Source organism: Streptomyces sp. NPDC006140 (genome assembly GCF_040628815.1).
Taxonomy (GTDB): Bacteria; Actinomycetota; Actinomycetes; order Streptomycetales; family Streptomycetaceae; genus Streptomyces.
The window spans coordinates 369,175-391,084 of sequence record NZ_JBEXTS010000006.1 but is presented as its reverse complement, the minus strand read 5'-3'; the positions used below and the strand labels follow the sequence as shown (position 1 = coordinate 391,084).

Genomic DNA, 21,910 nt, shown 5'->3' with positions numbered 1-21,910 from the left:
TGACAGCTGATCAACCCGTCCTTCCCGTCCGAGCGATGACGCGAGGTCCGACCATGGGCACGAACGATCAGACACGCAGCCTCCCGCGCGGCCTCCGGCTCGTCGCCGCGGCCGGGGCGGTCGCGCTCACCCTCACCGCCGGTCTCGCGACCCCGCTCGACCCGGCGCCCCAGCAGGCCCGGGCGGCCGACGACGGCAAGAAGGTGCTCACCGTCGCAGTGGCGCAGAGCGTGGACTCGCTCAGCCCGTTCCTGGCGGTCCGGCTGCTCAGCACGAGCATCCACCGGCTCATGTACGAGTACCTGACGAACTACGACCCCAAGGACAACCACGCCGTCCCGGGCCTGGCCACCAAGTGGGAGCCGTCGCCGGACAAGCTCACCTGGACGTACACGATCCGCACGAACTCCGCGTGGTCGGACGGCAGGCAGGCCACCGCCGAGGACGCGGCGTGGACGTTCAACAAGATGATGACCGACTCCGGCGCGGCCACGGCGAACGGCAGCTACGTCGGGAACTTCCGGAAGGTGACGGCGCCGAGCCCCACCAAGCTGGTCATCGAGCTGAAGAAGCCGCAGGCCACGATGACCGCGCTCGACGTGCCGATCGTGCCGAAGCACGTGTGGGAGAAGGTCTCGGACTTCTCGGAGTTCAACAACGACAAGAGCTTCCCGGTGGTGGGCAACGGGCCGTTCGTGCTGACCGGGTACAAGGCCGACAGCTATGTGCGGCTCAAGGCGAACAAGAGCTTCTGGCGCGGGGCGCCCAAGTTCGACGAGCTGGTCTTCCGCTACTACAAGGACCAGGACGCGGCCGTGTCGGCGCTGCGCAAGGGCGAGGTGTCCTTCGTCGCCGGGTCGCCGTCGCTGACGCCCGCGCAGGCGGAATCCCTGGAGGGCGCGGAGAACATCAAGGTCAACGACGCCCCCGGCCGTCGCTTCTACGCCCTCGCCACCAACCCGGGCGCGAAGGCGAAGAACGGCGAGAAGTTCGGCGACGGCCACCCCTCCCTGCTGGACCAGCGGGTGCGCCACGCGCTGTTCATGGCCGTGGACCGCGAGGCCATCATCGACAAGGTGTTCCGTGGGCACGCCGTCGAGGGCGAGGGCTACATCCCGCCGCGCTTCTCGCAGTACTTCTGGAAGCCGTCCGCGAGCCAGAAGCTGGCGTACGACCCGGCGAAGGCCGCGCAGCTGCTCGACCGGGCCGGGTACCGGAAGAACGGCGACGGCAAGCGCGTCGGCAAGGACGGCAAGCCGATCACCTACCGCGTCCTGTGCCACGCCACCGACCCGAACGACAAGGCGGTCGGCAAGTACCTTCAGGAGTGGTGGGGCGACCTCGGCATCGGCGTCCGGCTGGACTGCCTGGACAACGTGACCGACCCCTGGCTCGCCGGCACGTACGACCTGGCGTTCGACGGCTGGTCCGTGAACCCCGACCCGGACTTCGTGCTGTCCATCCACACCTGCGGCGCGCTCCCGGCGACCCCGAAGGACACGGGCGCGACGGACAACTTCATCTGCGACAAGAAGTACGACGAGCTCTACGCCCGGCAGCTCGCGGAGTACGACCCCGCCAAACGGGCGGACCTCGTCCAGCAGATGGAGTCGCGGCTGTACGACCTCGGGTACATGAACGTCATGGCGTACCCGAACGCGGTCGAGGCCTACCGGACGGACCAGATCAAGTCGATCACGACGATGCCGGCGAAGGCGGGCAACATCTACGGCCAGGACGGCTACTGGAGCTGGTGGTCGGCGGTGCCGGCGGACTCCGGCGACTCCTCCGGCGGTTCGTCCACGGCCGTCGTGGCCGTCATCGCCACGAGCCTCGTCCTGCTGATCGGCCTCGGCACGGTCGTGGCGGTGCGGCGCCGGGCCGGTGCCGACGACCGTGAGTGACCGGGCGCCCATGACCGCCGACGCGACCTCCACGCTGGTCGAGGACAGGCAGCCGGCGGCCGGGCCGCGGGTACGCAAGCGCTCCGCGTACCCGCGGTACCTGGCCGGGAAGGTGGCCGGTGCGGCCGTCTCGCTGCTGGCCGTCCTCGTCACCAGTTTCTTCCTCTTCCGGCTGATCCCCGGTGACCCGGTGAAGACCATGACCGGCGGCCGCCAGGTCTCCGCCGAGCAGCTGGCCGCGTACCGCGAGGAGTTCGGGCTCGATCTGCCGCTGTGGCGGCAGTTCACCGACTACTGCGGCAAGGCCCTCACCGGCGACTTCGGCACGTCGTACCAGTTCCGCGCGCCCGTGGTCGACAAGATCACCGAGGCGCTGCCGAACACCCTGCTGCTCACCGGCACGGCCTTCGTCCTCTACACCGTGCTCGGCATCTTCCTGGGCACGCGCTCGGCGTGGCGGCGCGGCGGGCTCGGCGACCGGGTCAACACCGGCCTCGCGCTGACCCTGTACTCGATCCCGTCCTTCTGGCTGGGGCTGCTGCTGATCATCGTGCTGTCGGTGGGCATCGGCCCGCTGCCGGGCCTGTTCCCGACCGGCGGCATGGAGTCGGGCGGCGAGGAGGGCTTCGCCTACGTGCTCGACGTGGCGCACCATCTGGTGCTGCCGGTGGTGACGCTGGTGGCGGTGGAGTACGGGCAGACGCTGCTGGTCACGCGGTCGGCGCTGCTGGACGAGATGGGCAGCGACTATCTGACGACCGCCCGGGCCAAGGGCCTGCGCGACGACCTCGTGCGCCGCCGGCACGCCGTGCCGAACGCGCTGCTGCCGACCGTGACGCTGATCTTCATCAACCTGGGACGGACGGTGGCGGGCGTGATCCTGGTGGAGACCGTGTTCTCCTGGCCGGGCCTCGGCGGGCTGTTCTACCAGGCGCTGAGCGTGCCCGACCTGCCGCTGGTGCAGGGCCTGTTCTTCGTGTTCGCCGCCGCGGTGATCCTGATGAACACCCTCGCCGACCTGGTCTATCCGCTGCTCGACCCCCGGGTGGCCCGATGACGACGTCGACCGGCACGGCCCCGGGCCCGCGCGCCCTGGCCCGGCAGCGCCGCCGGGCCTCCGTCGCCCGCTTCTGGCGGCAGTACCGCGCCGAACGGGCGGGGCTGTACGGCCTGGCCGTGCTCGCCCTGTGCGCGCTGCTGGCGCTGTTCGCACCCCTGTTCGTGGGCTCCGACGTGAGCAGCGTGACCGACGCTCCGGGGCGTCCGATGCAGAGCCCGAGCGCCGAGTTCCCGCTCGGTACCGACCAGTTCGGGCGGGACCTGCTGGGGCTGGTGGTCTGGGGCTCGCGGGTGTCGCTGCTGGTGGGGCTGCTCGCGGCCGTGCTGTCAGTCGCGATCGGCACCCTGATCGGGGTGACGGCCGGTCACTTCAAGGGCTGGTACGCGACGGTGATGATGCGCATCACCGACTGGTTCCTGGTCATGCCGACGCTGGTGCTGGCGATCGCCCTGGCGACCGTGATGTCCCGCTCCCTGACCACGACCGTCGTCGCGATCGGCGTCACCACCTGGCCGACCACCGCGCGCCTGGTGCGCGCGCAGACCCTCGCGGTGGAGACCCGGCCGTACATCGAGCGGGCGAGGGCGCTCGGCGGCGGCCACTGGCACATCATGTCCCGGCACGTCCTGCCCAACGTGATGCCGCTGGTGCTGGCCCAGACGACCCTGATCATCTCCTCGGCCATCCTCGCCGAGGCGACCCTGGCCTTCCTCGGCCTCGGCGACCCGACGGTCGTGTCGTGGGGCGGGCTGCTCCAGGACGCCCGGGAGGCGGGCGCGGTCAGTGCCGGGGACTGGTGGTACCTGGTGCCGCCGGGCATCGCCATCGCCGTGGTGGCGCTGGCGTTCACGCTGTGCGGACGGGCCGTGGAGTCCGTCCTCAACCCCAGGCTGGGGGTGTCGCGTTGAGTCTGCTCGACGTCAGGAACCTGACCGTGACGTACCCGGGCGGCGCGGCCGCCGTGCGCGGGGTGGACCTGCGCCTGGACGCGGGGCGCAAGCTCGGCCTGGCCGGGGAGTCCGGCTGCGGCAAGTCCACGCTGGCGCTGGCCCTGCTGCGGCTGCTGCCGTCCGGGACGCGCATCACCGGGGAGGTCCTGCTCGACGGCGAGGACGTGCTGACGATGAAGTGGGGCCGGGTGCGGGCGGTGCGCTGGGCCGGGGCCTCGGTCGTCTTCCAGGGCGCGATGCACTCCCTGAACGCCGTGCACCGCATCGGCGACCAGATCGCCGAGCCGATCCTGCTGCACCGGAAGGCGACCCCGGCCGGGGCGAAGAAGAAGACCGGCGAGCTGCTGGAGCAGGTCGGCCTCCCCGCCGCCCGCGCCGACGCCTACCCGCACGAGCTGTCCGGCGGCCAGCGCCAGCGCGTCATGATCGCCATGGCCCTGGCCTGCGACCCGCGCCTGGTCATCGCCGACGAGCCGACCACCGCGCTGGACGTGATGATCCAGGCCCAGATCCTCCGGCTCATCGAGCAGCTGGTCGCGGACCAGGACCTCGGCCTGATCATGATCAGCCACGACCTGGCCGTCCTGGCCGACACCTGTGACCGGCTGGCGGTGATGTACGCGGGCCGGGTGGTCGAGGAGGGCCCGGCGGCGCAGGTGTACGAGGACGCCCGGCACCCGTACGCCCGGGCCCTGTCGGCCGCGTTCCCGCGCATCGGCGACCCGGCCTCCCGGTTCGCGCCGCAGGGGCTGGCGGGCGACCCGCCGGACCCGGCCGCGCTGCCGTCCGGGTGCACGTTCCACCCCCGCTGCCCGGTGGCGCTGGAGGCGTGCGCCGAGGAGGATCCGGTACTGCGGGAGGCGGGGGCGGAGCGACGGGCGGCGTGCGTGCTGGTGGGTGCGCCGGTGGACGGAACGGACGGCATCCGTGACGCGTCGGAGGCATGTGAGACGCCGGTGGCCAGTGGCACGTCGGAGGCCCATGAGACGCAGGTGGCCCGTGACACGCCGGAAACCCGCTACGCGCCGGAGGCCCGTGACGCCTCGGAGGCCCATGACGGGCGCCGAGCACCGGAGGGCCCCGAGCCCCTGGAGGAAGCGAGGCCCGGCACGCCATGACCCTCTCCCCCACGGCCCCCGACGTCACCACGGCGCCCCTGCTGAGCGCCCAGGGCCTCCACGTCACCTTCCCCGGCCGGCACGGCGGCCCCCGGGCCCGCGCCGTCGACGGGGTCGACCTCGACATCCGGCCCGGCGAGATCGTCGCGCTGGTCGGCGAGTCCGGCTGCGGCAAGACGACCCTGGCCCGCGCCCTGCTGGGCCTGGTCGAGCCCACGGCGGGCCGGGTCGCCTTCGACGGCCGCCCGCTGGACTACTCCGGCCGCTCCCTGAAGGCCTACCGCAAGCGCGTCCAACTGGTCCTGCAGGACCCGAGCGGCTCGCTCAACCCCCGGCACACGGTGTACGACGCGGTCGCCGAGGGCCTGCGCATCCACGGTTACGGAGGCGACGAGCGGACAGCGGTCGCCGAGGCACTGTCCCGGGCCGGCCTGCGCCCTCCGGAGCGCTTCTTCCTGCGCTACCCCCACGAACTGTCCGGCGGGCAGCGCCAGCGGGTCGTCATCGCGGGCGCGCTCGTCCTGGAACCCGAACTCCTCGTCGCCGACGAGCCGGTGGCCTCCCTCGACGCCTCGGTACGCGGCGAGATCCTCGCCCTGCTGCTCCGGCTGCGCGCCGGCCTCGGCCTGTCCGCGCTGGTCGTCACCCACGACCTCGGCCTGGCCTGGAACATCGCCGACCGGGTGGCCGTGATGTACCTGGGCCGGATCGTGGAGACCGGCGCGGTGGAACAGGTCCTCACGGCCCCCGTGCACCCGTACACCCAGGCCCTGCTGTCGGTGCTCCCCGAAGCTCCTGGCGCCCCGGTGATCCTCACCGGCGAACCCCCGGACCCGTCCCGCGTGCCGTCAGGCTGCCGCTTCCACGCACGCTGCCAGATCCTGGCGAGCGGCGAGGCGGAGCGGGCGGGCGTGGGCGACGCGTGCAGACACCAGGACTTGGAAGTGCTGAGCGGGGGCGGCCAGTCACAGGTCGCCTGCCACTGGGCAACGTCCCTCAGGGGCGCGGAGAACTGCGCGACAAGCCCCCACCCACCCGCACCCGGCCCTCAGGAGGACTAGGCGGCCTCGTCAGCCGCCACCAGCTCCCGGCACTTCTGCACGTCCCGCCCGATCTGCTCCAGCAACGCGTCCAGCGTGTCGAACTTCGCCTGCCCCCGCACGAACGCCAGGAAGTCGACCGCGACGTGCAGCCCGTACAGATCCAGCCCGACCCGGTCGATGGCGTACGCCTCCACCGTCCGCTCGGTCCCCTCGAACTGCGGGTTCGTGCCGACGGAGATCGCCGCCGGCATCGCCTCCCCCTGCGCGTGCAGCCACCCGGCGTACACACCGTCGGCCGGGATGGCCGTGTGCGGCAGCGTCTCCACGTTGGCCGTCGGGAAGCCCATTTCGCGCCCGCGCTGGGCGCCCCGGACGACGACGCCCTCCACCCGGTGCGGCCGGCCCAGGATCTCGGCGGCGCCCTGGACGTCGCCCTCGGCGACCAGACGCCGCGTCAGCGTGGAGGAGAACGGCTCCCCGCCGCCCGCCTCTCCGGTCACGTACAGGTCGACGACCTCGACCTCGAAGTCGTAGGTCTTGCCCTGCGTGGCGAGGAACTCCACGTTGCCCGCGGCCTTGTGGCCGAAGCGGAAGTTGGGGCCCTCGACGACCGCCTTGGCGTGCAGCTTGTCGACGAGCACCTTGACGACGAAGTCGGCCGGCGACAGCTTCGAGAACTCGGTCGTGAAGGGCAGGATGAGCACCGCGTCCACGCCCAGGTCCGCCATGAGTTCGGCGCGGCGGTGGTGCGGGGCGAGCAGGGGCGGGTGGCTGCCGGGGCGGACGACCTCGCTGGGGTGCGGGTCGAAGGTGACGACGACGGCGGGCACGCCCAGCTCCCGGGCGCGGTCCACGGCATGCCGGATGATCAGCTGGTGTCCGCGGTGCACTCCGTCGTAGGAGCCGATGGTGACGACGCTGCGCCCCCAGTCCTGGGGGATGTCCTCCAAGCCACGCCAGCGCTGCACTGTGCCTGCTCCTTGTCGAAAGCTCGTCGAACCCGTGTCCGGTCGGTTGTCCGTGGTGACGCGTACGCAGGTCTAAGGGTGCCATGCCGGGTCCCCGCCGCCCGCATCGGCATGGGCGCTGTGACCGGGCGCACGACACCCCGCGCCGGTCAGGCGGGGACGCGCACGCCCGCACCGGCCGGGCGGGAACGCGGACGCCCGCGCCGGTCAGGCCGGGACGCGGACGCCCGCCAGGTTCTCGATCGTCCGGTGGCAGCTCGGGCCGACCAGGGCCGCCCACTCCCCCGGCGCGTCGGCCAGCCAGCCGGCCAGGCGGGCGGCGAAGCCGGGCACGTGCCGGCCGAGGTCGACCAGGGCGCGGTCGAAGCGGCTCGCGCCCTCCGGGGTGCGGGCCAGGAGCAGGCCGATGCGGCGGACGAGGTCGCGCAGGTCGTCGCCGCCGTTCCGGGCGGCGGCGTGCAGCAGCGCGTCCAGCACGTCGGTGTCGTGCTCGCGTGCCAGGAGCGCGTCGCGCAGTTCGCGGCGGAGCGGGCGGGAGGCGGGGATGCCGGGCGGGGTGAGGACGGTGGCGAGGGCACACCGCAGCCGGATGGGGCCGCCCTCGAGCAGGCCGCTGACCAGCGGCAGGAGCACGGCCCGGGCGGCGGGGCCCCGGTCGAGCCGCTGGTCCACGTATGCGGCCGCGTGCCCGGCGAGTTCCGGCCGTCGCTCCGCCGCCTCCCGGAGCAGCGCGGCGACCCGGTGGGCCAGGCCGGGCGGGGTGGCGTCGGCGAGCGCCCGCAGGGCGTCCTCCGGGTCCGGCCGCTCCAGCCGCGCGGCGAAGGCGCCGAGGACCGGCTCGGGGCAGACCGGGAGGGCACGGGCCAGTGCGTCCGGCGGGAGCTGCGGGTCGCCCGCCGCGAAGTGCTCCAGCGCGCGGGGGAGGTACCGGGCGCGGGTGTGCGGGTCCTGGACGAGGAGGGCGAGCGCTCCGCCGTGCAGGGCGCGGTCGGCGGGGCGGGCGAGCAGGGTGAGGGCCGCGTAGCGCAGGAGGGCCCGGTCGCCTCCGGCGGTCACGTGCGGCGCGACGCGCAGTCCGTGCTCCATCGCGGCGTGCCGGCGCGCCGGCCGCTCGTCGCGTGCCCATCGGTCGACGGCCCGGCACACCGCCGACGGTTCCTCCTCGGCCAGCACGGCCAGCAGTTCCCGGGCCCGCCGGTGCGCGCGGTCGACGAGCACGTCCACGAGGTCGTCCAGGGCGGCGTGGCGGTGGGTGTGCAGCAGCGCCTGCGCGGCCGTGGCCACGGTCGCGTGCGGGGTGGCGGGCAGGGGCTGCTCGTCGTCGAACCAGTCGGCGAGCAGGGGCTGGACGGCGGCGGGGTCGGTGGCGAGCAGACCGGCGACGGCGTCCAGGAAACGGGGGCCGGCCTCGCACGGCGGGCCGTCGGCGTGGACCAGCCGCCTGAGCAGCGCGCAGCGCACGCCCTCCGGCAGCCGCAACCCGGTCCAGAAGGCGGGCCCCGCCTCCTCGGGCACCGGATGCCCGAGCCGCCGCCAGGCCACGACCCGGTCGGCGAGCAGCCGCAGCACCTCGCTGTACGGCGTCGCGTCGGGCACGGCGGCCAGGGTGCCGGTGAGCAGCCGGGCGGCCCACCAGGACCGCGGGTCGGCGTCCAGGGCGTGCACCAGGTCGGTGAGACGGGCCGCCAGCCGTTCCGTGCCGTGCTGGCGCGCGAGGCACAGCAGGGCCTGGACGACGGGTCCGATGCGGTGGTGCGGGACGGGGTCGGGCTGTGGGGCACCGCGGCGGTGGACGAGGGCGTGCAGAGCCTCGTCGAGGTCGAGGTGCATGCCTTGGAGCCAGTCGGCGAGTTCCTCGTGGGCGAAGCGGTAGCCGGGCCCGGCGGGCACGAGCAGGCCCTCGGCGAGGACGGCCGACGCCCAGCCGGTGCCGCCGCCGAGCCGCGCCGGGGCGGGCCCCCACGGGAACACCTCCTCGAAGGCCGCACGGTCCAGGTCCCCCGGCCCGGGGCCGAGGCTGCGCCGGGCGGCCTCGTGCACCTGCCCGGCGACCTTGGCGGCCAGCCGCCGTACGGCCGTGCCGTGCAGGCCGTTCCCGGCGGCCAGGCGGAGGGCGATGCGCAGGGACATCAGGTCCAGGTAGGCGCAGAGGACGCCGTCCCGGTCGGTGGTGGCGGCGTGCGGGGCTTCGGGGGCGTCGGCGAGGGCGGCCCTGACCTCGGCGAGCAGACCGAGGGTGAGGGGGTGCCGGGCGTCGGCGGGGACGAGGGCGCTCTCCGGGATGCCGTGGCGCAGGCGGGCCTGGCTCGCCTCGTCCTCGGTGAGGTCGCCGAGCCGCAGGCACGCGGGCCGGTCCAGGAGGTCCGACACCTCCTCCCAGTACTCCGTCCGGCACGCCACGACCAGGCGCACTCCCGTCTCCCGCAGCCACCGCACCGTCCCGTCGGTCCAGTCGGCCAGGCGGCGGGCCAGGGCCGGCGGCATCTCCTCGGGGTTGTCGAGGAGGAGCAGCAGGGGGCGGCCGAGGGAGCCGGCGAAACGGGCGAGGCGCTCGGGCGTGGTGTCGCCCGGGTCGGCGGGGAAGGGGGCGCGGGCGGCCGCCACGACGGGCAGGGCCCGGGTCAGCGCCCGGCGGGCCGCGTCCGCCACGGAGGTGTCGTCGGCGCGCAGTTCGCAGCCGCGCAGCCACAGGGTGGGGTGCCCGCCGCGGCCGCGGCGGGCGGCGAGCGCCGCGAGTTCCGTGGTGCGGCCGCTGCCGGGCGGCCCGACGAGGCCGAGTACGGCCCCCGGGCCCGCCGTGAAGGCGTCGAGTCCGGCGACCACGGCGGCCCGTTCGACCGGTTCCGGGAGGCCGGTGCCGCCGGGCGGGCCGTCCAGCCCGGCCGATGTGCCGGTCAGCTCCAGCACCCCGGCGAGGTTGAGGTCGGCGCCGTAGGCGGGCACCGTCGCCGCGTTCTCGGCGAGCAGGTCGGCGAGCGGTCCCGCCGCGCCGGCCGGCCCGGCGTGCAGGGGTACGGCGAAGCCGACGTCGCGGTGGCCGGAGCTGAGCGCGGTGCCGAGCACGCCGACGACGGCGCCCGTCCCGGCGTCGAGCACGGGGCCGCCGGCCGCTCCGCCGCCCAGTCGCAGCGCGTCCCGCCCTGCCGTGCCGACCGCGAGTTCCAGCGCGCCGTCGAGGCGGTGGAAGCGGTCCGTGGCCGCGTAGGTCACGGCGGTCGTGCCCAGCACCCGCGCCTCCCGCCAGCCCCCGGCGGCGATCCGTACGTAGGCGCCGGTTTCCGCCCCGCCCCGCACGGTGACGGGCAGCGGCGGCACGCCGAGCCCCTCGGTGCGGACGAGGGCGAGGTCGAGGTCGGGCAGCGGGGTGACCGCCTCGGCGGTCACGACCCGGCTGCGGTCCCCGGCGCCGTACAGGACGAGCCGGGGCAGTCCGTCGACGGCCTCGTGGCTGGTGACGAGCGTGCCGTGCCGGTCGGCCAGGAAGCCGGTGCCGCGGGGCCGGCCGGCCAGGTCGTGGATGCGGACGAGAGCCTCGCCGGGGATCGCCCGGTCTGCGTACTCCGCCGTACCGCTGGTCTGTTGCGCTGTTCCGGGGCGGTCCTGGGAGCCTGCTGTGCTGTCGTGTGTCTCCCGGGACCGGTTCCGCGACGTCATCGTCGAGCCTCCCCGCCGTACACCCGTGCCCTTGTGTTCGACAGTAGGGGCGGGATGATCAGCGGGACAGATCGCTCTGCGAAAGCGCCCCCTTCCGCTCCCCCGGTTCACTCCGAGCGCCCGCACAGACGGGTGAAGGAACGGGGGCGGCTGGATACACCCTAGGGGTGGGGGAACCGAGGGGGGACCGTGGAGCGGCGGCAGTGGAGGTACCCCGTGGTCGCCGCTCCACGGGCGGACCGCCCCGGGCGGGCGGTCAGCCGAAGACGGCCAGGCTCTTGGCCTTGCCCCGCTGCTCCTCGACGAGGGCGAGGAAGCGTCCCTCCGGGTCGAAGACGGCGACCGGGCCGGAGCCCGCGTACTGGTCGGGCATCTCCAGCCGTACGCCGTTGGTGAGCAGCTTGGCGCGGCGGGCGTCGACGTCCCAGCGGGGGAACGCGGCCGCGGCGGCTTCGGCGACGGGCATCACGGTCAGCTCCTGCTGGAGCTGGTCGAGGGTGCGGGCGGCGTCCAGCTTGTAGGGGCCGACGCGGGTGCGGCGCAGGGCGGTGAGGTGACCGCCGACGCCGAGGTCGGCGCCCAGGTCGCGGGCGAGGGCCCGGATGTACGTGCCGGAGGAGCAGACGACCGACACGACCAGGTCGAGCACGGGCGTGCCGTCCTCGGCGACGGCGTCCCGGACGTCGTGCACGCCGAAGGAGGAGACCGTCACGGGGCGGGCGGGGATCTCGAACTCCTCGCCCTCCCGGGCGCGCTTGTAGGAGCGCACGCCGTTGATCTTGATGGCGCTGACCTTGGACGGCACCTGCATGATGTCGCCGGTCAGCTTGGCGATGCCGGCGTCGATGGCCTCGCGGGTGACCTTGGAGGCGTCGGCGGAGGAGGTGATCTCCCCCTCGGCGTCGTCCGTGAGGGTGTTCTGTCCCAGGCGGATGGTGCCCAGGTACTCCTTCTCGGTCAGCGCGAGGTGGCCGAGGAGTTTGGTGGCCTTCTCGACGCCGAGGACGAGGACGCCCGTGGCCATCGGGTCGAGGGTGCCGGCGTGCCCGACGCGTCGGGTCCGGGCGATGCCGCGCATCTTGGCGACGACGTCGTGCGAAGTGAAGCCCGACGGCTTGTCGACGATGACGAGGCCGTCGGGCGTGGTGTGCTTCTGGGTCATTCGGCGGTGTCGTCCGTCTCGTCGTCCTCGTCCGGCTTGCGGTACGGGTCGGCGTCGCCGGCGTACTTGGCGCCGGCCGAGACCTCGCGCACCTTCTCGTCGGACTGGCGGGCCTTGTCGAGGAGGTCCTCGATGGTCCGGGCGGTGTCGGGCAGCGCGTCGGCGACGAAGGTCAGCGTCGGCGTGAACTTCACGCCCGCCGCCGCGCCGACCGCGGAACGGAGCACGCCCTTGGCGCTCTCCAGACCGGCGGCCGCGGCCGCCCGCTCCTCGTCGTCCCCGTACACCGTGTAGAAGACGGTCGCCTCCCTGAGGTCACCCGTGACCCGGGTGTCCGTGATGGTGACGTGCGAGCCGAGCCGCGGGTCCTTGATCCCGCGCTGCAGCTTCTGGGCCACCACCTCTCGGATGAGGTCCGCCAGCCTTTTAGCCCGCGCGTTGTCGGCCACTGGTCCGTCTCCCGTTCTTTCCTGTCCGGTTCGTTCTTGGGGTCGTCAGTCGTCTTCACCGTGGAAGCGCCGTCTGACGGACAGCAGCTCCACTTCGGGGCGGGCGGCGACCAGCCGTTCGCACCGGTCGAGCACCTCGCTCAGGTGCCCCGCGTCGCCGGACACCAACGCGAGACCGATGACGGCCCTGCGGTGGAGGTCCATGTGGTCCACCTCGGCCGCGCTCACCGCGTACTTGCGCTGGAGCTCGGCGACGATGGGGCGGACGACGGAGCGCTTCTCCTTCAGCGACCGTACGTCGCCGAGAAGCAGGTCGAAGGACAGAGTCCCCACGTACATGTGTGTATCCGGATGACCCGCCGGTACGGGATCGATGGCCCTGCCGGTAGGGGTGGCAGGGACACCAGGAACGTTACCGCGAACGGGGCGGGTGCTCGATCGGGTTTTCCCGTGCGCACCGCGCCCCAACGGCCAGCCGGCCGACGCGGCGGGTGCCGCGTCGGCCGGCTGGGAAACCGTGGGTGTTACACCCGCGGCTTCTCGCGCATCTCGTACGTCGCGATGACGTCGTCGACCTTGATGTCGTTGAAGTTGCCGAGGTTGATACCGCCCTCGAACCCTTCGCGGATCTCGGTGACGTCGTCCTTGAAGCGACGCAGGCCCTCGATGTTGAGGTTCTCCGCGACCACCTTGCCGTCGCGGATGAGGCGGGCCTTGGTGTTCCGCTTGACCTCGCCGGAGCGGATGAGAACACCCGCGATGTTGCCCAGCTTGGACGACTTGAAGACCTCGCGGATCTCCGCCGTACCGAGCTCGACCTCTTCGTACTCCGGCTTGAGCATGCCCTTGAGGGCCGCCTCGATCTCCTCGATCGCCTGGTAGATGACCGAGTAGTACCGGACGTCCACGCCTTCGCGCTCGGCCATCTGCTGCGCACGCCCGGCGGCGCGCACGTTGAAGCCGATGACGATGGCGTCGGAGCCCATGGCCAGGTCGATGTCGGACTCCGTGACCGCACCGACGCCGCGGTGCAGGACGCGGATGTCGACCTCTTCGCCGACGTCCAGCTGGAGCAGGGAGGACTCCAGAGCCTCGACCGATCCGGACGCGTCGCCCTTGATGATCAGGTTCAGCTGCTGGACCTCGCCGGCCTTCAGCACCTTGTCCAGGTCCTCCAGCGACACGCGGCGCGTGCGCTTGGCGAACGCGGCGTTCCGCTCGCGGGCGGCGCGCTTCTCCGCGATCTGGCGGGCCGTACGGTCCTCGTCGACGACGAGGAAGTTGTCGCCCGCACCCGGGACGTTGGTCAGGCCCAGGACCTGGACCGGCGTCGACGGGCCCGCCTCGGTGACGAGGTTGCCGTTGTCGTCGTGCATCGCCCGGACTCGGCCGTACGCGTCGCCGACCACCATGGTGTCGCCGACCCGCAGCGTGCCGCGCTGGACGAGGACCGTCGACACGGCACCGCGGCCGCGGTCGAGACGGGACTCGATCGCGATGCCCTGCGCGTCCTGGTTCGGGTTGGCCCGCAGGTCGAGCGAGGCGTCGGCCGTGAGGATCACGGCCTCCAGCAGGGAGTCGATGTGCAGACCCTGCTTGGCGGAGATGTCGACGAACATCGTGTCGCCGCCGTACTCCTCGGCCACCAGCCCGTACTCGGTGAGCTGACCGCGCACCTTGGTCGGGTCGGCGCCCTCGACGTCGATCTTGTTGACCGCGACGACGATCGGGACGTCGGCCGCCTTGGCGTGGTTGAGCGCCTCGACCGTCTGCGGCATGACGCCGTCGTTGGCCGCGACGACCAGGATCGCGATGTCGGTCGACCGCGCACCACGGGCACGCATGGCGGTGAACGCCTCGTGACCCGGGGTGTCGATGAAGGTGATCTTGCGCTCTTCGTCGTTGACCTCGGTCGCGACCTGGTAGGCACCGATGTGCTGGGTGATGCCGCCGGCCTCGCCCGCGATGACGTTCGTCTTGCGGATGGCGTCGAGGAGCCGGGTCTTACCGTGGTCGACGTGACCCATGACGGTGACGACCGGCGGGCGGACCATCAGGTCCTCCTCGTCGCCCTCGTCCTCGCCGAACTCGATGTCGAAGGACTCGAGGAGCTCGCGGTCCTCCTCCTCCGGGCTGACGATCTGAACCGTGTAGTTCATCTCGTCGGCGAGGAGCTGCAGCGTCTCGTCGGAGACGGACTGCGTGGCCGTGACCATCTCGCCGAGGTTCATCATGACCGCGACGAGCGACGCCGGGTTGGCGTTGATCTTCTCCGCGAAGTCGGTGAGGGAGGCACCGCGCGACAGGCGAACGGTCTCGCCGTTGCCGCGAGGCAGCATCACGCCGCCGACCGACGGGGCCTGCATGGCCTCGTACTCCTGGCGCCTCTGCCGCTTCGACTTGCGGCCACGACGCGCGGGACCGCCGGGACGGCCGAAGGCGCCCTGCGTGCCACCACGGCCACCGGGACCACCGGGACGACCGCCGAAGCCGGGACGGCCACCGCCGCCACCGGGACCACCGGGACGACCGGCGAAACCGCCACCGCCGCCACCGGGACCGCCGGGACGACCGGCGAAGCCGCCACCGCCGCCACCGGGACGGCCGGCGAAGCCGCCGCCACCGGGACGACCGCCGCCGCCACCCGGACGACCGCCGCCACCCGGACCGCGGCCACCGGGGCCACCGCCACCGGGACGCGGGCCGGCAGCCGGACGCTGCGGCATCATGCCGGGGTTCGGACGCGGACCGCCGGGACCGCCACCGGGACGCGGGGCGCCGCCCTGCGGACGAGGCATGCCGCCCGGCGTGGGACGCGCGCCGCCCGGAGCCTGCGGACGGGGACCGCCCGCCGCACCCTGGGGACGGGGACCGCCCTGGCCCTGGCCCTGCGGACGCGGGGCACCGCCGGGGGCACCGGGGCCGCCCGGACGCGGGGCGCCGCCCGGACGGGGCGCCTGCGGGCGCGCCATGCCGGTGGAGCCACCAGAGGTGAACGGGTTGTTGCCCGGACGGGGACCCGCCGGACGGGCACCGGGACGCGGGGCGCCGCCACCCGGACGCGGAGCGCCGGGACGGTCGCCACGGTCACCGCGGCCCTGGCCACCCTGGCCCGGGCCACCCGGACGGGGAGCACCCGGACGCGGCGCCTGGCCGGCCGGACGCGGGGCGCCCGGACGCGGGCCGGAGCCCTGGGACGAGGCGGGCGCGGCGGGAGCCGACGGCGGCGCCGTGAACTCGGGCGTCGTCGGAGCCGGGGACGCCGGGGCGGGCCGCGGCGCGGGCTTCGGGCCCGGGGTGGGACGGGGGCCGGGAGTGGCCGGCGCGGCGGGAGCCGCGGGCTTCTCGGCAGCCGGCTTGGGGGCCGACGGGCGCGGGGCGGCCGGACGGGCGGCCTGCGCCGGGGAGGGGGCTGCCGGCTTCGCCGGGGCAGCCTTGCGTGCGGGGGCGGGCTTGCCGCCTCCGTTGCCCTGCTGGAGGGCGTCCGTCAGCTTGCGTACAACGGGCGCTTCGATCGTCGAAGACGCCGAACGGACGAATTCACCGAGTTCCTGGAGCTTGGCCATGACGACCTTGCTCTCGACACCGAACTCCTTGGCGAGTTCGTAGACCCGGACCTTAGCCACTTCGCTCCTTTGAGGTCCGGGTTACGTCCGGACCGTCGCTAGTTCATGGGCGTACTCATCGCGTACTCATCGAGTGCTCATCGCAATCTCGACCTGCTTTCGACTCGCGAGGTACCTAAGCCACACGGGGTTCCGTGCGGCACGTCTTACGGTGTTGCCTGCTCGGCAACTGTTGTCTGCTCGACGTGTCGGCGCAACGCCTTTGTGTCGAGCGCTCCCGGGGCGCGCAGTGCCCTCGTGAACGCCCGGCGGCGTACCGCCTGGTCGAGACAGACCAGTGCGGGGTGAACGTACGCACCCCGGCCGGGCAGCGTACCGCGAGGATCAGGGACGCATGCGTCCTCGATCGCCACGATCCGCAGCAGTTCGGCCTTGGCCGCTCGCTCCCGACACCCCACACAGGTGCGTTCAGGGCATGCGCGGGCGCGCGTCCGGCCAGACACTGTTAAGTCTACCTCCCCGTACGCACCTCACCCCTGTGGGGCAGGTTTCGAACAGTTGCCGCGCGTGAACCTGTCGTGATCTGAACGGCCCGCGGCTTGGATCTATTCCCCGGAGCGGTCCCGGGTCTGTTCCCCGGACGATTCCGTGTCCGGGCGGATGTCGATCCGCCATCCGGTGAGCCGGGCCGCGAGGCGGGCGTTCTGGCCCTCCTTGCCGATGGCCAGGGACAGCTGGTAGTCGGGGACGGTCACCCGGGCGGACCGGGTTGACATGTCCACGATCTCGACCTTGGAGACACGGGCCGGGGAGAGCGCGTTCGCCACCATCTCGGCCGGGTCCTCGGACCAGTCGACGATGTCGATCTTCTCACCGTTCAGCTCGCCCATCACGTTGCGCACCCGGCCGCCCATGGGGCCGATGCAGGCGCCCTTGGCGTTCAGGCCGGACCGGGTGGACCGTACGGCGATCTTGGTGCGGTGACCGGCCTCGCGGGCGATCGCGGCGATCTCCACGGATCCGTCGGCGATCTCCGGCACCTCCAGGGCGAACAGCTTCTTCACCAGGTTGGGGTGCGTGCGCGACAGCGTCACGGACGGGCCGCGGACGCCCTTGGCCACCCGGACGACGTACGACCGCAGCCGCATGCCGTGCGGGTAGGTCTCGCCGGGCACCTGCTCCTGCACCGGCAGGATGGCCTCCAGCTTGCCGATGTCCACGAGCACGTTCTTCGGGTCGCGGCCCTGCTGGACCACGCCGGTGACGATGTCGCCCTCGCGGCCGGCGTACTCGCCGAGCGTCGCGTCGTCCTCGGCGTCGCGCAGGCGCTGCAGGATGACCTGCTTGGCCGTGGTGGCGGCGATACGGCCGAAACCGGACGGTGTGTCGTCGAACTCGCGGGGCTCCTGGCCCTCCTCGAGGTCGTCGGGGTCCTCCTTCGCCCACACGGTCACATGGCCGGTCTCCCGGTTGAGCTCCACGCGCGCGTGGCGGCGGCTTCCCTCGGTGCGGTGGTAGGCGATGAGGAGGGCCGACTCGATCGCCTCGACCAGCAGGTCGAAGGAGATCTCCTTCTCCCGAACCAAGCCCCGCAGGGCACTCATGTCGATGTCCACGGCTACGCCTCCTCTTCCTTCTTGTTGTCCTTGCGGCTGAACTCGACCTGGACGCGTGCCCGGACGATGTCGTCGAAGGCGAGTCTGCGCGCGGTGGCCTTGCGGCCCTTGACCCCGGGCACCTCGGTGTCGACGCCGTCGTCGTCGACCTTCAGGATCCTGGCGACCAGCTCGCCGCCCTCGGCCAGCTGGAACTTCACCAGCCGGTCCGTGGCCCGGACGTAGTGCCGGTGTTCCGTGAGGAGGCGCTCCGCGCCCGGGGTGCCGACCTCGAGGGTGTACTCCCCCTCGCCCATCGCGTCCGTCTCGTCGAGCTTCGCCGAGAGCGCGCGGCTCACATCGGCGATCTGGTCCAGGTCCGCACCGGTGTCCGAGTCGACGACGACGCGCAGTACACGCTTGCGGCCGACGGAGTCCACTTCGATCTCTTCGAGATCCAGGCCCTGGGAGGTGACGAGCGGTTCCAGCAGTTCTCGCAGCCTCTCGCTCTGGGTGGTGCTCATCCGGGTGACTCCTCGGCCGCGTGTGCTGTTGTGGGATGGGTCGCGTGTCTGGTCAAAGGGTATCCGGTCGCGGGGAGTGTTGCCGTCCACCCGGTCACGAACGGTGCCGCTGAGTGGTCCCGGGCGGGGGCCCGGGTACCGTGATCACGGGCGTGCAGCCCTGCCATGCGCTTCTTTCTCGCAACGAGCCCCCGAGGACGTCTGACGTGCCGTTCCCCCCATCGCCGCGCGCCCGTTCGGGGCCGCGCAGAAGGAGTCTGCTCGCCCTGGGCCCGGCGGCCGTCGCCGTGGCCGGATGCACCGCCGGCGGGGCGGACCCGGCCGACCCGGGCGACGGCCCGTCGGCGGCGGAGCGCCGGGCACGCGCGCGTGCGGCGCGGGACAGCGAGGGGCTGGTGGAGCGGTACGACGCGGTGATCGCCGCCCGGCCGGGGCTCGCGGGGCGCCTGGGGCCGCTGCGGGAGAACGTCGTACGGCACGCGCAGGCGTTCGGGGGTGGCCGAAAAGCATCCCCCTCGGGGTCGGGCTCGGTCACGCCCTCGGCCTCGCCGAGTGCCGCGGTGCCGGGGAACGACAAGGACGCCCTGGCCGGGCTCGCCGCCGCGGAGCGGGAACTCGCCGACCGGCGGTCCAAGGAGCTGCTCGGGGTGCCGGGCGAGCTGGCGCGGCTGCTGGCGTCGGTGGCGGCGGCCGGGGCGGCGCACGTGTATCTGCTGACGGAGGGGGACGCGTGAGCGAGGCGAAGGACCGGGAGCTGCGGGCCCTGCAGGCGGCGCTGGCGGCCGAGCACGCGGCGGTGTACGGGTACGGCGTCGTGGGCGGGCGGATCGGCGAGGGGCAGCGCGTCGAGGCGCGGACGGCGTACGACGCGCACCGGGCGCGCCGGGACGCGCTGGTGCGCGAGGTGAAGGACCTGGGCGGCCGGCCCGTGGCGGCGGCCGCCGGGTACGCCCTGCCGTTCCCGGTGCCGGACGCGGCGGCCGCCGTGCGGCTCGCCGCGGAGCTGGAGGACCGGGTGGCCGGGGTGTACTCCGATCTGGTGCGCGCGGCGGGCGGCGGGCGGCGGGCCCTGGCCGCCGAGGCGCTGCGGGAGGCGGCGGTGCGGGCGGTGCGCTGGCGCGGGGAGAGCGTAGCCTTCCCTGGGCTCGCCGAGCGGGCCGGCACGGCTCCGCCCTCGGCGGCGCCGACGGCGTGACCCGCGCGGGGCACGCACCGCGGACAGTACGAAGGGAACGACTCGCGCATGGTTTTCGAACCGCCGAAGCGCCTGGTCAGGGCGCTCGGTGAGACGGCGCCGGAGGGTGACGACTGGCTGGAGAGGCTGCCCGAGACGGCGCAGCGTGCCGTCGCGCTACGCGAGTTGACCGTGGAGCGGGTGCAGGTGCCGGGCGGGCGCAGCAGCCTGGTCGTGCTGGTGCGGAGGGCCGACGGGACGCCCGCCGTGCTGAAGCTGGCGCCGGAGCGGGCCCGGCCGGAGGCGGAGCGGGCCGCGCTCGCGCACTGGGCCGGGCGGGGTGCCGTACAGCTGCTCGACGCCCACGCTTCCGAGGGTGTGCTGCTGCTGGAGCGGCTGCACCCGGACGTGTCGGTGCGGTCCCTGCCGGAGGCGAAGGCGCTGCTGGAGGCGGCGGGGACGCTGCGGCGGCTGTGGGTCGAGCCGCCCGCCGGTTTCCCCTTCGAGACGGTGGCCGAGCGGACCGGGCGGCAGGCCGAGGCGATGCGGGCCCGGGCGCAGGCCGATCCCGAGGTGGCCCCGCTGGTGGACCTGGCGCTCGCGGCGCGCGAGGAGCTGCTGGCGGCGCCGCCCGAACACCGGTTGCTGCACGGCACGTTCCGGCAGAGCAAGGTGCTCGCCGGGGAGCGGATGCCGTGGCTGGCCGTGGGGCCCGACCCGGTGGTCGGCGAGTGCGCGTTCGATCTGGCCCGGCTGGTCCGCGACCGGGTGGAGGACCTGATCGCCCAGCCGTCCGGCGCGGCGACGACCCGGCGCCGGGTGAAGCGGCTGGCGGAGTCCCTGGACGTGGACCAGGAGCGGCTGCGGGGCTGGACGCTGTTCCGGGCCGTGGAGTCGGGGGTGCGGGCGGGACGCGTGGGGCGGCCCCGGGACGCGGAGCTGCTGCTGGAGTTCGCGGGCTGGCTGTGAGCGCCCGGTCGCCCGGAGCGCTCACAGCCGCTGTCGTCGCGACCCTCAGGCGGTGAGGCGGGCCACGGCCTCCTCGACCGTCATCTCCTCGCGCTCGCCGGTGCGGCGGTCCTTCAGCTCGACCACGCCCTCGGCGGCGCGGCGGCCCGCCACCAGGATCTGCGGGACGCCGATCAGCTCGGAGTCCGTGAACTTCACGCCCGGGGAGACGCCGGCGCGGTCGTCGACCAGGACGCGGACACCGGCCGCGGCCAGCTTCTGCGAGATGTCGAGGGCCAGTTCGGTCTGGAGGGCCTTGCCGGCGGCGACCACGTGGACGTCGGCCGGGGCGACCTCCTTGGGCCAGCACAGGCCCTTGTCGTCGGCGCTCTGCTCGGCGAGGGCGGCGACCGCGCGGGAGACGCCGATGCCGTAGGAGCCCATGGTGACGCGGACCGGCTTGCCGTTCTGGCCGAGGACGTCGAGCTTGAGGGCGTCGGCGTACTTGCGGCCCAGCTGGAAGATGTGGCCGATCTCGATGGCGCGGTCGAGGACGAGGCCCGTGCCGCACTTGGGGCAGGGGTCGCCCTCCTGCACGACGACGACGTCCACGTAGGCGTCGACCTCGAAGTCACGGCCCGCGACGACGTTCTTGGTGTGCGTGCCGGCCTTGTTGGCGCCGGTGATCCAGGACGTGCCGGGGGCGACGCGCGGGTCGGCGATGTAGGTGACCTTGTCCAGGCCCTGCGGTCCGACGTAGCCGCGGACCAGGTCGGGGCGGGCCGCGAAGTCCGTCTCGGTGACCAGCTCGACGGTGGCCGGGGCGAAGTGCGCCTCGACCTTGTCCATGTCGACCTCGCGGTCCCCGGGGACGCCGACGGCGACGATCTCGCCGTCGACCTTCACGAGGAGGTTCTTCAGCGTGGCCGAGGCCGGGACGCCGAGGGAGGCGGCGAGGGTCTCGATGGTCGGCGTGTCCGGGGTGGGGATGTCCTCGGCGGCCGGCACGTCGGCGGCGTCGACGGGCTTCAGCTCGTACGTGATCGCCTCGGTGTTGGCGGCGAAGTCGCAGTTCGGGCAGTCGGCGAAGGTGTCCTCGCCGGCCTCGGCCGGGGCCAGGAACTCCTCGGACTTGGAGCCGCCCATCGCACCGGCGGTCGCGGCGCAGATGCGGTAGTCCAGGCCGAGCCGCGCGAAGATCTTCTGGTAGGCCTCGCGGTGCAGGGCGTAGGACTGAGCGAGGCCCTCGTCCTCGGTGTCGAAGGAGTAGGAGTCCTTCATCAGGAACTCGCGGCCGCGCAGGATGCCGGCGCGGGGCCGGGCCTCGTCGCGGTACTTGCTCTGGATCTGGTAGAGGATCACGGGCAGGTCCTTGTAGGAGGACGCCTGGTCCTTCACCAGCAGGGTGAAGATCTCCTCGTGGGTGGGGCCGAGGAGGTAGTCGCCGCCCTTGCGGTCCTGGAGGCGGAACAGTTCGGGGCCGTACTCGTCCCAGCGGCCGGTGGCGTCGTAGGGCTCACGCGGCAGGATGGCGGGGAGCAGCACCTCCTGGGCGCCGATGGCGTCCATCTCCTCGCGGACGATCCGCTCGACGTTGGCCAGCACCTTCTTGCCGAGCGGCAGCCAGCTCCAGATGCCGGCGGCGGTGCGGCGCACGTACCCGGCGCGGACGAGGAGCTTGTGGCTGAGGACCTCGGCGTCGGCCGGGTCGTCGCGCAACGTCTTCGCCATCAACTGGGACATGCGCTGGACCGGTGCGTTCGCCATGGTTCTGCTCCTGCTGCGTGTGGGTGAT

General features: G+C 73.4%; 18 protein-coding genes. 8 read left to right on the top strand and 10 right to left on the bottom strand.

The window, feature by feature from the left end; translation table 11 throughout:
* Positions 1 to 53: 53 nt before the first annotated feature.
* The 5 genes from ABZ386_RS19230 to ABZ386_RS19210 are packed head-to-tail and all read left to right on the top strand — an operon-like array spanning position 54 to position 6,093.
* A complete protein-coding gene (locus ABZ386_RS19230; protein ID WP_358965266.1) occupies positions 54 to 1,904 on the top strand; it encodes an ABC transporter substrate-binding protein in 1,851 nt (616 codons plus the stop codon).
* A gap of 10 nt (positions 1,905 to 1,914) precedes the next feature.
* Positions 1,915 to 2,961 (top strand): ABC transporter permease, encoded by a 1,047-nt coding sequence (locus ABZ386_RS19225; RefSeq protein WP_358965264.1) that lies wholly within the window; start codon positions 1,915 to 1,917, stop codon positions 2,959 to 2,961.
* Entirely contained in the window at positions 2,958 to 3,872 is a 915-nt protein-coding gene (locus ABZ386_RS19220) for an ABC transporter permease (RefSeq protein WP_358965262.1), read from the top strand. The genes ABZ386_RS19225 and ABZ386_RS19220 overlap by 4 nt, the downstream gene beginning before the upstream one ends.
* The gene (locus ABZ386_RS19215) at positions 3,869 to 5,032 is read left to right on the top strand and encodes an ABC transporter ATP-binding protein (protein ID WP_358965260.1); all 1,164 of its coding nucleotides are present in this window, start codon (positions 3,869 to 3,871) and stop codon (positions 5,030 to 5,032) included. The genes ABZ386_RS19220 and ABZ386_RS19215 overlap by 4 nt, the downstream gene beginning before the upstream one ends.
* Complete coding sequence (locus tag ABZ386_RS19210; protein ID WP_358965258.1) at positions 5,029 to 6,093, top strand: ABC transporter ATP-binding protein; 1,065 nt, start codon at positions 5,029 to 5,031, stop codon at positions 6,091 to 6,093. The genes ABZ386_RS19215 and ABZ386_RS19210 overlap by 4 nt, the downstream gene beginning before the upstream one ends.
* On the opposite strand, the gene ABZ386_RS19205 is transcribed toward ABZ386_RS19210, so the two are convergent.
* The 9 genes from ABZ386_RS19205 to rimP all read right to left on the bottom strand — a co-directional run bounded on the left by ABZ386_RS19205 (position 6,090) and on the right by rimP (position 17,993).
* Positions 6,090 to 7,043, bottom strand: coding sequence for a bifunctional riboflavin kinase/FAD synthetase (locus ABZ386_RS19205; RefSeq protein ID WP_351341476.1), 954 nt, complete (start codon positions 7,041 to 7,043; stop codon positions 6,090 to 6,092). The two genes, ABZ386_RS19210 and ABZ386_RS19205, sit on opposite strands and share 4 nt — an antisense overlap.
* Positions 7,044 to 7,250: 207 nt before the next feature.
* Positions 7,251 to 10,697, bottom strand: coding sequence for a trypsin-like peptidase domain-containing protein (locus tag ABZ386_RS19200; protein ID WP_358965256.1), 3,447 nt, complete (start codon positions 10,695 to 10,697; stop codon positions 7,251 to 7,253).
* Between the two features lie 256 nt (positions 10,698 to 10,953).
* Entirely contained in the window at positions 10,954 to 11,859 is a 906-nt protein-coding gene (gene truB / locus ABZ386_RS19195; protein WP_358965254.1) for a tRNA pseudouridine(55) synthase TruB, read from the bottom strand.
* Positions 11,856 to 12,308 carry a 30S ribosome-binding factor RbfA gene (gene rbfA, locus ABZ386_RS19190; RefSeq protein WP_114255623.1) on the bottom strand — a complete coding sequence of 151 codons (453 nt, stop codon included), beginning with the start codon at positions 12,306 to 12,308 and terminating at the stop codon, positions 11,856 to 11,858. The genes truB and rbfA overlap by 4 nt, the downstream gene beginning before the upstream one ends.
* A 45-nt stretch (positions 12,309 to 12,353) precedes the next feature.
* Positions 12,354 to 12,647 (bottom strand): DUF503 domain-containing protein, encoded by a 294-nt coding sequence (locus ABZ386_RS19185; protein WP_010042759.1) that lies wholly within the window; start codon positions 12,645 to 12,647, stop codon positions 12,354 to 12,356.
* A 185-nt stretch (positions 12,648 to 12,832) separates the two neighbouring features.
* On the bottom strand, positions 12,833 to 15,934 hold the full coding sequence (gene infB / locus ABZ386_RS19180; RefSeq protein WP_358965252.1) for a translation initiation factor IF-2: 3,102 nt from the start codon (positions 15,932 to 15,934) through the stop codon (positions 12,833 to 12,835).
* Between the two features lie 146 nt (positions 15,935 to 16,080).
* Entirely contained in the window at positions 16,081 to 16,377 is a 297-nt protein-coding gene (locus ABZ386_RS19175) for a YlxR family protein (protein ID WP_114255621.1), read from the bottom strand.
* A 102-nt stretch (positions 16,378 to 16,479) separates the two neighbouring features.
* The gene (gene nusA, locus ABZ386_RS19170) at positions 16,480 to 17,490 is read right to left on the bottom strand and encodes a transcription termination factor NusA (RefSeq protein ID WP_358965250.1); all 1,011 of its coding nucleotides are present in this window, start codon (positions 17,488 to 17,490) and stop codon (positions 16,480 to 16,482) included.
* A gap of 2 nt (positions 17,491 to 17,492) precedes the next feature.
* Positions 17,493 to 17,993 (bottom strand): ribosome maturation factor RimP, encoded by a 501-nt coding sequence (gene rimP / locus ABZ386_RS19165; RefSeq protein ID WP_114255619.1) that lies wholly within the window; start codon positions 17,991 to 17,993, stop codon positions 17,493 to 17,495.
* A 206-nt stretch (positions 17,994 to 18,199) separates the two neighbouring features.
* On the opposite strand from rimP, the gene ABZ386_RS19160 reads away from it, so the two are divergent.
* From ABZ386_RS19160 to ABZ386_RS19150, 3 genes are read left to right on the top strand one after another with little or no spacing between them, the layout of a single operon-like run.
* Positions 18,200 to 18,727, top strand: a complete 528-nt coding sequence (locus ABZ386_RS19160; protein ID WP_351341457.1) for a hypothetical protein — start codon at positions 18,200 to 18,202, stop codon at positions 18,725 to 18,727.
* A complete protein-coding gene (locus ABZ386_RS19155; protein WP_114255617.1) occupies positions 18,724 to 19,188 on the top strand; it encodes a ferritin-like domain-containing protein in 465 nt (154 codons plus the stop codon). Before ABZ386_RS19160 ends, ABZ386_RS19155 begins: the two co-directional genes overlap by 4 nt.
* A 48-nt stretch (positions 19,189 to 19,236) precedes the next feature.
* Positions 19,237 to 20,136: an aminoglycoside phosphotransferase family protein gene (locus ABZ386_RS19150; RefSeq protein ID WP_351341454.1), complete on the top strand. Its 900-nt coding sequence runs from the start codon at positions 19,237 to 19,239 to the stop codon at positions 20,134 to 20,136.
* A gap of 45 nt (positions 20,137 to 20,181) precedes the next feature.
* On the opposite strand, the gene ABZ386_RS19145 is transcribed toward ABZ386_RS19150, so the two are convergent.
* Positions 20,182 to 21,882 (bottom strand): proline--tRNA ligase, encoded by a 1,701-nt coding sequence (locus ABZ386_RS19145; RefSeq protein ID WP_355720138.1) that lies wholly within the window; start codon positions 21,880 to 21,882, stop codon positions 20,182 to 20,184.
* Positions 21,883 to 21,910 lie beyond the last annotated feature (28 nt).